The 11407-nt window shown below is 45.7% G+C and carries 9 protein-coding genes, 11 tRNA genes and 1 rRNA gene; 1 reads left to right on the forward strand and 20 read right to left on the reverse strand.

Annotation, left to right across the window (positions count from 1 at the left end; translation table 11 throughout):
* Positions 1-81: 81 nt before the first annotated feature.
* From J2T16_RS23220 to ppc, 8 genes are all read right to left on the reverse strand, one after another.
* Complete coding sequence (locus J2T16_RS23220) at positions 82-327, reverse strand: hypothetical protein (protein WP_090924351.1); 246 nt, start codon at positions 325-327, stop codon at positions 82-84.
* A gap of 31 nt (positions 328-358) precedes the next feature.
* Complete coding sequence (locus J2T16_RS23225) at positions 359-511, reverse strand: hypothetical protein (protein ID WP_186331813.1); 153 nt, start codon at positions 509-511, stop codon at positions 359-361.
* A 180-nt stretch (positions 512-691) separates the two neighbouring features.
* Positions 692-2032 carry a phosphoglucosamine mutase gene (glmM, locus tag J2T16_RS23230; RefSeq protein WP_123065967.1) on the reverse strand — a complete coding sequence of 447 codons (1341 nt, stop codon included), beginning with the start codon at positions 2030-2032 and terminating at the stop codon, positions 692-694.
* A 77-nt stretch (positions 2033-2109) separates the two neighbouring features.
* A complete protein-coding gene (locus J2T16_RS23235) occupies positions 2110-3609 on the reverse strand; it encodes a CdaR family protein (RefSeq protein WP_221786769.1) in 1500 nt (499 codons plus the stop codon).
* A complete protein-coding gene (cdaA, locus tag J2T16_RS23240) occupies positions 3602-4441 on the reverse strand; it encodes a diadenylate cyclase CdaA (protein ID WP_090924354.1) in 840 nt (279 codons plus the stop codon). Before cdaA ends, J2T16_RS23235 begins: the two co-directional genes overlap by 8 nt.
* Before the next feature lie 290 nt (positions 4442-4731).
* Entirely contained in the window at positions 4732-5346 is a 615-nt protein-coding gene (locus J2T16_RS23245) for a zf-HC2 domain-containing protein (RefSeq protein WP_090924355.1), read from the reverse strand.
* 135 nt (positions 5347-5481) lie between these two features.
* Positions 5482-6048 carry an RNA polymerase sigma factor SigW gene (gene sigW / locus J2T16_RS23250; protein WP_221786768.1) on the reverse strand — a complete coding sequence of 189 codons (567 nt, stop codon included), beginning with the start codon at positions 6046-6048 and terminating at the stop codon, positions 5482-5484.
* A 255-nt stretch (positions 6049-6303) separates the two neighbouring features.
* Entirely contained in the window at positions 6304-9096 is a 2793-nt protein-coding gene (gene ppc / locus J2T16_RS23255; RefSeq protein WP_221786767.1) for a phosphoenolpyruvate carboxylase, read from the reverse strand.
* Positions 9097-9676: 580 nt separating this feature from the next.
* Here ppc and J2T16_RS23260 point away from each other — a divergent pair.
* The gene (locus J2T16_RS23260; protein WP_145334652.1) at positions 9677-10036 is read left to right on the forward strand and encodes a WGxxGxxG family protein; all 360 of its coding nucleotides are present in this window, start codon (positions 9677-9679) and stop codon (positions 10034-10036) included.
* Positions 10037-10279: 243 nt separating this feature from the next.
* Here J2T16_RS23260 and J2T16_RS23265 read toward each other — a convergent pair.
* The 12 genes from J2T16_RS23265 to rrf form a co-directional block, all read right to left on the reverse strand.
* Positions 10280-10350, reverse strand: a tRNA-Gly gene (locus tag J2T16_RS23265).
* Positions 10351-10361: 11 nt separating this feature from the next.
* Positions 10362-10435 (reverse strand) — tRNA-Pro (locus tag J2T16_RS23270).
* Positions 10436-10451: 16 nt separating this feature from the next.
* Positions 10452-10528: transfer RNA gene (locus J2T16_RS23275), tRNA-Arg, on the reverse strand.
* A 6-nt stretch (positions 10529-10534) separates the two neighbouring features.
* Positions 10535-10609 (reverse strand) — tRNA-Gly (locus J2T16_RS23280).
* Between the two features lie 11 nt (positions 10610-10620).
* Positions 10621-10701 (reverse strand) — tRNA-Leu (locus J2T16_RS23285).
* 12 nt (positions 10702-10713) lie between these two features.
* Positions 10714-10786 (reverse strand) — tRNA-Lys (locus J2T16_RS23290).
* A 9-nt stretch (positions 10787-10795) separates the two neighbouring features.
* Positions 10796-10870 (reverse strand) — tRNA-Gln (locus J2T16_RS23295).
* 8 nt (positions 10871-10878) lie between these two features.
* Positions 10879-10954 (reverse strand) — tRNA-Val (locus tag J2T16_RS23300).
* A 45-nt stretch (positions 10955-10999) separates the two neighbouring features.
* Positions 11000-11071 (reverse strand) — tRNA-Glu (locus tag J2T16_RS23305).
* Positions 11072-11081: 10 nt separating this feature from the next.
* Positions 11082-11154, reverse strand: a tRNA-Thr gene (locus J2T16_RS23310).
* A gap of 3 nt (positions 11155-11157) precedes the next feature.
* A tRNA-Asn gene (locus J2T16_RS23315) sits at positions 11158-11233 on the reverse strand.
* 84 nt (positions 11234-11317) lie between these two features.
* Positions 11318-11407 (reverse strand): 5S ribosomal RNA (gene rrf, locus J2T16_RS23320); the annotation flags it as partial.

An 11407-nucleotide genomic window follows, 5' to 3' on the forward strand; every position in this document is an offset into this window, starting at 1 on the left:
GATAGATTGCTTACCGTATCATGAATATCATTTCCTATTCAATTATCAATGATTAGAACGGCCTTCTGCCGCCCTGTGTGTTCATGCTCTATTACGAATGCAATCATGAATGTACATCATTTTCCCGTCCGCGCACTGTTTACGCTCTTCACGCACATTCATTTTGAATTTTATCTGATCCTTTGCACCTACCGGCGCGTTGTGTGGACAGTCACCTATCCATTTTCCGCAATCCGGTTTACGGCTCTGGTGCATCACCGGGAGGTCCCCGCCGAACAATCCGAACACCTCCACCTCGTCAGCTTGATTGCCGTCCATGTTTCCCATGTTATCTCCTGATTAGCAAAAGAGAAATCCATCAACATGCGTCCCGCGCAACTCCAAGCTCTGGCGCTTGTGTAACTGTAACCTTACAATCCTCACTTTCCGTGTCTGAATGACGACTCCACTCATTATATGCACCTGAAGTCCATTTTGCAATGGAGCAAAGTACCTGTAACCATTTCAGCATATTTACCCACGCTCCCAGCCAAATAATCAGACCCATAGTCTTATCTGGCCAGGACGCAGGAACAATGAATGAATCGTTAATATATGGAATTAAATCAGCCTCTGTATAACCATATGCCAAGATATCAATTTTGTGAAAAATAACACTCAAATCGCATGACAACAGGCTTTTTTCAGTAGGTTATACCAGTTCTTTTTGCACAACATCTGCAATCTGGGATACAAACTGCTCCAGCTCATCTTTATCTGGCCCTTCAGCCATAACACGGATCAAGGACTCGGTACCCGATGCACGAACAAGCACACGACCATTATCCCCCAGTTTTTCTTCTACTGCAGCGATCGCTTCTCCGATGGCAACATTGCCTTCGTATTTGCTCTTGTCTTCAACACGAACGTTAACCAGCACTTGTGGGTACTGTGTCATGATTGCTTTCAACTCACTCAGCTTTTTACCTGAAGCTTTCAGTGTGTCGACAAGTTGAATCGCCGTTAGCATGCCATCTCCCGTTGTATTGTAGTCCAGGAAAATAACGTGACCCGACTGCTCTCCGCCCAGGTTATATCCACCACGACGCATCTCTTCCATCACATAGCGGTCACCAACAGCCGTTTTGGCTGTTTTCAGCGCAAGCTTCTCTGTTGCTTTGTAGAAACCAATATTACTCATAACGGTAGACACCACCGTGCTATCTTTCAGCTTGCCTGCCCGATTCATCGCGTCTCCGCAAATACACAGAATAAAGTCGCCATCCACTTCGGCACCCGTTTCATCAATAGCAATCAGGCGATCGGCATCCCCGTCAAAAGCAAGACCAAGATCCGCTTGATGTTTCAGCACCTCTTGTTTTAAATGCTCCGGATGGGTCGAACCGCACTGCTCGTTAATGTTCAGACCGTTCGGCTCAGCGCCAATGGCAATAACTTCAGCCCCAAGCTCACTAAATAATTTTGGTGCAAGCTCATATGCCGCACCATTGGCACAGTCGAGTACAATTTTGAGACCAGAGAACGACTCGGATACAGTGGTTTTCAGATAATCCAGATAACGATAACGAGATTGCTCATCCATCGTCACCGTTCCAAGACCTGCACCAACGGGGCGTGGCAGTTCATCTTTTACCGCATCCATCAGCTCTTCGATCCGGTTCTCCGTCTCATCCGATAGCTTGAAGCCATCTCCACCGAAAAATTTGATACCGTTATCCTCAACAGGATTGTGGGAAGCCGAGATCATTACACCCGCGTCTGCTTTGAGCAAACGAGTAATATAAGCGACACCTGGTGTAGACACAACGCCTAAACGAATTACATCCGCTCCAATAGACAACAGACCCGCTACGAGTGCTGATTCCAGCATAAGTCCAGAGATTCGTGTGTCCATGCCGATCACTACTTTAGGTCTTTCCACCCCACCTGCAAGCACATAACCACCACAGCGTCCGATGCTGTAAGCCAGCTCCGCCGTCAATTCTTTATTCGCAACCCCTCTTACACCATCTGTACCAAAATATTTACCCATGATCTAACTCCTTCTATTTGCATCATATATGAGCACATCAATATCATTTTTAGATTTGAAAATAAAAAATTGCATAATTACGGATTAGAACCAGATTTACTGCCGTTGTTATTATTTGCATTGTTATTTACACTACCACGATTGGTCGCTGCACTTCCCTGCTGAGTTTGATCCTGCTGTTCCGTATTCGATTCGTTTTGCTCTTCTACAGGATCTGTGTTTGGCTGTCCATTCTCGACTTCTGCCGGTGATGGATCTGGTCCTGAGGGATTATCCTCACCTGAATTTTGCTCCGGAGGAGCAGTCGCATCTGCGGCTTTCTCACTGAGCTTCACTGTGGCACTAAAATTATTAGACGCCTCATCCAGCTTAGCGAACCGGGGCAGATTAGCTTCCAGTTTAATCTCATGTGTGCCCACACCAAGTCCCTGGAGATTGGCTGTAAGCTTGATGTCATCACCACTGAGACCTTCGAGCATGGTTCTTGGCCCACTTAGTGTAATGTTCTGTCCACCACTTTTAGGAGTAACCAACTCACCTTCCAGCCCGTTCCCCACACCAGTTAAATGAATCGGTACGTTGGGAAAGACTTTGGTCGTTGTTTCGACCTCATCATATGGGGACACCGTCACCTTGATCTGAATCGAACTAGGCTCGATTTTCTCAGAACCAGAGGGCGGCGTCAAGTCCACGTTAACTGTAGAGGTACCAGACTCCGTGAATTGCGTAAGATCAAGAGTAGCTTGGTCGTAGGACTGTATACCTGCAAGTGCTCCCTCACTCCCATAAATCGAGACTTCTTTCACGCTCGGCTCGACCGAGGACAGCACCAGACCCTCTGGTAACTGTCCCGAATATTTGATCCTCAAGGGAACTTTAGTGTAGGGCTGATTGACTGGTATTCGAACTTCGACTGTTTGAGGTGACATGGTTGCATTCTCGATGACTTTACCCTCAGCATCATATGCCTGAAGCTTCACTTTTTTCTGAATTATATCTTCCTTCGCATCTTTCACACTGACACTGCCCTGAACACTCGCCACAGCATCAAGCTGTCCTTCCGGCAGAGTTACCTTAACTGGAGCAGAAGGCTCAACCACGGGCGTTCCAGCCGTATATCCAGCCGAAGGCTCTCCTTCGGGTACAATATTCACATTGAACGATTTGGTGCCCAATTTCTCCACGTTCACCGTTACCATGGAAGGTTCCATACTGACCACTTCAACGCCGGAAGGCAGGTCAGGTACAAGGGGCAGTGTGTTCGAACCATCTTTAACCTGGCTCAAATCAACCAGAACCTTATAATCATCATTGGTAAAAATGGACGTAAGCATTGAACGCTGTCCTTTAATCTCCAGCCGCACCTCATCTGTGCTAAGTGAAGTAAGAACATAAGCATTACTATCCAGCCCATATGGCTGAACAGGTACAGTACGCTCCACAACCTTGCTCGATATCCCCGTTGTGATGGTTGGTGTAGTTGGTACTTCATCCAGATGAATCATGAACCAGAGAAGCAGGCTTACCGCCAGTGCAAGTATTTTCGCAAAGTTATTGTTGTTAAACCATTTATCCATTGTTACGTCCCCCCTTCCGTTTCCAGAAGGTTGACCATGCATTCTTTTTGCTCAGATTGGAGGTCGGACGCAATTCCTCATACAGCTTGGCAATCAGCGACTCTTCCTTAATATCACGAACTACCTGTCCATTCATCGCCAGAGAAACTTGCCCTGTCTCCTCCGAAACAACCAGACAGATTGCATCGGCCACCTCCGTTATTCCGATTGCCGCACGGTGGCGCGTTCCCAATTCCTTACTGATAAACGGATTCTCGGATAATGGCAGGTAACAGGCTGCTGCAGATATTTGTTTTCCTTGAATGATGACTGCCCCATCATGGAGCGGCGTGTTGGGAATAAAAATGTTAATCATCAGTTCAGAACTGACGAGAGATTGCATCTTGATCCCGGATTCCGTGTAGTCATTCAGTCCTGTTTCACGCTCGAAGACGACAAGTGCACCAATTTTACGGCGAGACAAATAGTTAACGGACTTAATAATTTCACCAATTAACACGGTTAACTCTTCATCACTTGCGGCGGCTGAGCGCCCAAACAGTTTACCTCGACCCAATTGTTCCAAACCACGACGGAGTTCCGGCTGGAATATGATAAACACCGCAACAACCCCAAACGTAAACATCTGGTTCATTAGCCATTTAAGTGTATACAGATTTAGCCATGTGCTTAACGCCCAGATCAACACCAGGAACAAAATTCCTTTCAGTAGCTGAACCGCGCGTGTACCCCGCACTAGCAAAATCAGTTTGTACATAATATAGGTAACGATCAATATATCGATAACGTCCTTAATGGACTCTTTCCACGTTAAGTCAGCAAAATAATTCATAAGCCAGCCCCCGCTATCCCCATTGATGAGTAAACTCTGATCTCATATTAACCATTTGGGATTTTACATAATCCCTTCTTCGCATTTATTCAATGCTTATCTATATGTAGTATGTTCTCATTACTATCTAGGTTATAACGTTACCGTTCAGGTTGCAAGTTACTCCAGTCACAAACTGCATATAAGCTTCCTTTTCGCACTTTCTCTGTCATTTAGGCAATAAAAAAAGAGCACCCCACGCAATTCGGAGGTACCCTGCTTGGTATATACCCGTGAAGTTATACCCTGACTTAGCGGTAAGCCACTTCATTTACCATATTGGTTATTTTGTACCAAAACCAGTCCAGCGCCTGATCAATACTTTTTACCTGACCTGACACGTGCGCTGTAGAAGCTTGAAACAGTTGTCCGTCGATGACCGTCAGATTGCCATTCACATCACCATACACCTGAGCGGTTCCATTCTCTATCGTAAGATCGCCAGCAACTGACTTACCTTCTGGAACAATAACCGTGTTGCCTTGAATCACGAGCTGATCCAGACTGTTCCCCTTAACGACCATTTCGTTGTTCTGATTCCAGAAATTGAAGGCGCTAAAGAGCATCACGACCAAAAAGAAGGCTGCCGCCGTCAGCGCGGGATGTCCTTTGACCCATCTGAGCCATACTTGTTGTCTCTTGGGCTGTGGCAGAGCATTCATAATTCGATTGGTCAGCTCATCCGAGGCAGACGGTGAATAATGTTTCATGGCAAAGAGTAGCATTTCCGTCTGTTCCAACTCTTTAAAGCGCATGCGACAATCCGGACAGATCAACAAATGGCTTTTCAATTCAGTTTTCTGATCCGGGGACAACGACTCATCCAAACATTCATGCATTAAAGAGACGGCCGAGTTGCAATCCATATGAGAGCCAATCCTTTCCTTAGACACTTAGTCCATACACCTGCAAAAAGCATGCATAAGACTTGCATACATTTCATACGCACCCGTTTCGGATATGTTTCAAATAATTTTGCCCAAAATTTCGGGTGATTGTGATTATAACTTATATTCTAGTTTTTTGCGCAGAAAATCACGGCCCCGGTGCACCCTTGTCTTAATCGTTGTTACGGGCATACCTGTGACATCACTGATCTCCTGTAATGACAAGTCCTGTAAATATCTCAAAACCATAACGGACTTATACTTGGCTGGTAAGCTATCAATCGCCTCACGGATGAGGGTCTGTGTTTCGGAAAGCAGTGCTTCACTCTCAGGTGTTCGATCATCACTCGGAAGCATTGCGTAGCCGTCAGTTCCTTCCTGATCATTCAGTTCTGCATCAAGTGAGTAAGAAGGTTTCTTTCTTCGTAACCGATCGATGCACAAATTCGTTGCAATCCGATAGATCCAGGTCGAGAATTTCTGATTCGGATCATACTTTTCCATATTTCGAAACACACGCAAAAACGTCTCCTGAACAACATCCTCCGCTTCGTGACGGTTGCTCAGCATCCGATATGCCAAATGAAACAGCTTGTCCTTGTATAATTCAACGATTTCTGCAAAGGCTCTCTGGTCTCCCTTGAGTACCAGCTTCACAAGCCTGTTCTCCAAATTGTCCACCCTGATTCCCCCAGACATGCTGATGGGTCTTCCGTCTTCTAATACCCGTCCACACTTGTAATTCACCAATCAAATCGTAAATCAACTTTGGTCAAAAATCAAGACTGTATGACAAATATCCTCCAAAAACAGTAAAAACGGGAACTCCCTAAGGAGTCCCGTCTAATCTCTCTTTTCAAAAGAAGAGATAGATATTTATTTTATTACATAAATCATTCATCATATGAACGTTGTGAATGATCTTTTGATCAAACATCAGCCTGTATTCCGCAATCCTGCTGCAATACCATTAATGGTCAACAATACTTCACGAAGTAGTTCGGTATCATCCTCACCACGTTCCCGCATGTCACGCAGTTCACTTAGCAACTGTACTTGCATGTAGGAAAGTGGATCAACATAGGGATTACGCAAACGAATCGATTCCTGAATTACAGGTACATCATCCAGAATTTCAGCTTCACCTGTAATTTTCAGAATCAGCTCTTTGGTAAGCTTAAACTCCGATTCGATCTGACCAAAGATACGGTCACGAGCTTCTTTATTGGAAGTCATGGCCGAATACTCTTTAGCAATCACGAGATCTGCTTTGGCAACCGCCATTTGCACCGTATCAATCAGCGTACGGAAGAACGGGAAGTTAGCATACATTTCTTTCAGGACGTTCAGGTTCTCCTCTTTGCCCTGATAGTAGCTTTGCAACCCCGTACCTGCCGCATACCAAGCCGGAAGCAAGTAACGGCTTTGTGTCCAGGCAAATACCCAAGGAATCGCACGCAAGTCTTCAAACTTGTCACTGCCCTTCCGTTTGGATGGACGTGAACCAATATTGAGTTCGCCTACTTCTGGAAGCGGCGTAGACTCTTTAAAGAACGTGAAGAAATCCGGGTCACGGAAAATGAGATCCTGATACTTCGTCAGTGACACTTCCGAGATGTCCTTAATAATCTCATCCCAAGCTTGCTCTGACGCCGACTCTTGCGGCTCCAGACCATTCAAAGCCGCTGTGATTAGCGCCGAAGTAGCCTGCTCCAAACTACGGTAAGCAATTCCTTGGAGAGAATAACGAGATGAAATAACTTCACCTTGCTCCGTAATTTTGATTCCGCCGCCAATCGTATGAGGAGGCTGTGCAAGAATACTACGGTTCAGTGGCATGCCGCCACGTCCGAGCGCTCCGCCGCGTCCGTGGAAGAATTTCAGCTTCACACCATGCTCATTGCCCACAGCCGTAATCGCATTCATCGCTACGCGCAGTTCCCAGTTTGCCGTAACTACACCGCCATCTTTATTACTGTCGGAGTATCCAAGCATAATTTCGTGCAACTCATTACGTCCAGTCACGCTTGCACGATATATAGGTAAGTTAAACAACCGTTGCATAATTTCCGATGCTGCATGAAGGTCGTCAATCGTTTCAAACAACGGAACAGCTTGCAGTGTAGAGATCACTTCACCGTTTGCCCCTTTGGAGAACAAACCAACCTCTTTGGCAAATACCATCACTTCAAGTAGATCACTTGCTCCTTGTGTCATACTGATCAAGTAACTCGTGATACAGCCTGTACCGAACTCATTCTGTGCACGCTTAATTGCACGGAAGACATCCAGACACTCTCTCGTTCCTTCCGTGTACTGATGATACGGAGAAGTAAGCGGTCTTGGATCATCCAGCAAACGAGCAAGCAGATCGATTTTCCCGTCTTCCGTCAGACGTGCATAATCGTCTACAATGTTCATTTTTGCTAAAATTTCCGACATCGCACTTTCATGCTCCTTGCTGTGCTGACGCACATCCAGGGCAGCGGTATGGAATCCGAAAAGTTCAACCTGACGTATCATTTTACGCACTGTAGTATCTGCTACATAATCAGCAAAATGATGACGTAAGCTACGGTCGATGATTAACAGATCATTAATCAGGTCTTGAGCGTTCTGGTAGCGATCTGGCTGACCAACCTTGTTCTCATCCAGGACATTGTTCAGCTTGGCAATCATGTAAGCCAGTTTAATGCGATAAGGTTCCTTTTCATTACGCCAAATGTCCACTTTTTTCAAAGTAACACAGTTGCGATCCTGCTCAATCGACTGCGCCAGTTCATCCGAGATATGAATGATGTTGGTGCTGAAGCTGAGGTGTCCCATAAGTTCAATCATAATCCGCTGATACTCACGCAAAGCGAGCTTGCGTTGCATGAGAAGCGTTTGCCATGTTACATCTGAAGTTACCGATGGATTTCCATCCCGGTCTCCACCAATCCAGGAACCGAAACGCAAATACGTCGGCACATGCCAGTCATGGTCTGGATAAAATTTATTCAGGCAACGTTCCAGTTCCTGATATACATCCGGAAGTACGTGGAACAACGTTTCATGAAAGTAATACATCCCGTTCCGCACTTCATCGAGTACAGTCGGTTTGCGATCGCGAAGCTCATCTGTCTGCCAGAGCGTAATAACCTCATTCAACAGTTTCTCACGCAGTTGTTCACGTTCACGCAACGTCAGCGTAGGATTGTCCAGTAGCATGACATCTTCAGAAATCCGTTTATGGATATCCAGAATAACCCGGCGCATCGCTTCTGTCGGGTGAGCTGTCATCACGAGTTCCAGTGATAAATCATCCAGAATCTCTTCTACTTCGGTATGAGACAATCCACGTTCTTTCAGGTCCTGTACTGCCTTTTCAATCGAACCTGGCTGTACAGCATCTCCCGCAGAACGCTCATAATCCCGTTTACGCCGAATCCGATGGTTTTGTTCAGCAATATTAACTAATTGAAAATAAATAGCGAAAGCTCGAATAACCTGATGACGATTGTCCGAGTCTAATTCCTGGATCATCGTTTTGAACTCTTCATACAGTTCTGGCAAAAACTCTGCACGCAACGATTTGCTCGTTTCCCGAATCTTCTCAACGACATCTAGAAGCTCCGTGCCTCCTTGATGGACAAGAACTTCTCCGAGTATGTTGCCCAGGAACCGCACGTCTCGCCGAAGCAGGTTGTTGGATTGGCTTTTGCTGGCGGTTACCGTAGTTTCAGTCATGCTTATCCTCCCATCTGATCGTTCCATTCGTACACGTAAATTTGACACCTTCATAACATCATACAATAAAATGGTACGAAAATCTTTATTTTTCTACTAGTAAAAATGGGGATTATCCCCGAAATACATCACAAAAACACGCTTTTTTATTCATTTTCTTGTTCTGCTTCTATGAATAGCCATATGCTGTCGCATGATACCTTTTTCACGTACTTTTTATACCTTGAACATCTCATAACTAATCTAAAAAATTCATAATTATGCAGTCACATTATTCTAGGTTTTGGAATACGGAAGTAGGCTTTCAATTCTCCAGTTTTAGCATTCATGGATAACAGGCGCTCCTAAGAAACATGACCGGCAAAGCAAGCTTTTGTATACTTTACCACACTGACGCAATGAATTAAAGAGAAATTTCGATTTTCTAACACTTACCGTTGTCTTTTGATATATTTCTTATGTATTTCACAGTAAATTTGTTTGTCCCCCATAACTTAACACTCCTCCTGCTACATAATGTTCTTGTGTATTTGGGCAGATTACTTGATAGTTCGTACAACATAAAGGAGGAGTTCACATCATGAAAAAAGCCACAACCATTATTGCTTCCATGTTAGTCGTTGCCGCAATGGCTGGTTCTGCAGGTGCTGAGGGCCATATGACCAACGGGATGGATACCAACGGTTCACGTGTAAAGTCTTATCAGAATAGCAACTACATGGACCGTACAAACAGCAACTTGAACATGAACATGGATGGTAACTATCGTACCAATGGGGATTACCGAAACAATGGGGATTATCGCACTAACAGTGTACGTACAAATGCAGCTACAACAACAGACCGCGACAACGGAATGGACTGGGGATGGCTTGGTTTGCTCGGGTTGCTGGGACTGGCCGGTATGCGTAAGAGAGCAACTGATCATCACGAGCGTTAATTGATTGGTTCTTTTGTGAAAAAAAGGGCCTCCGCTACTAAGCTGGTCATCACTGACCTTTAGCGTAAAGCAACATAAAAGAGCCGAACCCATTGTGTACTGCTTCACACAATGGATTCGGCTCTTAGATACATACAAGGCGATCTGTGCCTTAGATCGCCTCCTAACACGATATATCAACGTTTCAGATTCATTACAAAAAAAGTCTCTGCTATAAGTGCAGAGACTTTTTTTGAATCAGTAAGCGGGTGATGGGAATCGAACCCACGCTATTAGCTTGGAAGGCTAAAGTTCTACCATTGAACTACACCCGCATAAACAAAAATCGGGATGACACGATTTGAACATGCGACCCCCTGGTCCCAAACCAGGTGCTCTACCAAGCTGAGCTACATCCCGATATGAAAGATAATAATGGCGCGCCCTGAGAGATTCGAACTCCCGGCCTTTTGATTCGTAGTCAAACGCTCTATCCAGCTGAGCTAAGGGCGCAAATATTGGAGCGGAAGACGGGAATCGAACCCGCGACCCTCGCCTTGGCAAGGCGATGCTCTACCGCTGAGCCACTTCCGCAAAATAAGGGATGCGCGTGGAGGGACTTGAACCCCCACGTCAAAGACGCTAGATCCTAAGTCTAGTGCGTCTGCCAATTCCGCCACACGCGCATGTAGTAAAAGTGAGTCATGAAGGATTCGAACCTTCGACACCCTGATTAAAAGTCAGGTGCTCTACCAACTGAGCTAATGACTCATATTAAAATGGCTGGGGATATAGGATTTGAACCTATGCATGACGGAGTCAAAGTCCGTTGCCTTACCGCTTGGCTAATCCCCAAAAATAGATGGTGGAGGCTGAGGGGATCGAACCCCCGACCCTCTGCTTGTAAGGCAGATGCTCTCCCAGCTGAGCTAAGCCTCCATCTTTGGGATGTTCATCCCTAATTAAAAACATTAGATAAAACTATGACCCGTAGGGGATTCGAACCCCTGTTACCTCCGTGAAAGGGAGGTGTCTTAACCCCTTGACCAACGGGCCCCATTTGCAGAGCTCTCAACCGGGATCGAACCGGTGACCTCATCCTTACCATGGATGCACTCTACCTACTGAGCTATGAGAGCAAATGGCTCCCCGAACAGGACTCGAACCTGTGACAACTCGATTAACAGTCGAGTGCTCTACCAACTGAGCTATCAGGGAATAATATGCATTTGCAGTGCAAATGCAATTCATCGTACAACGTCCACATGCAGAGCCTGTTTTCTATGTATGATGAAAGAGTTCGCTTGGCGGCGTCCTACTCTCCCAGGACCCTGCGGTCCAAGTACCATCGGCGCTAGAGGGCTTAACGGTCGTGTTCGGGATGGGTACGTG

The organism is Paenibacillus intestini (genome assembly GCF_030803945.1).
Classification (GTDB): domain Bacteria; phylum Bacillota; class Bacilli; order Paenibacillales; family Paenibacillaceae; genus Paenibacillus; species Paenibacillus polysaccharolyticus.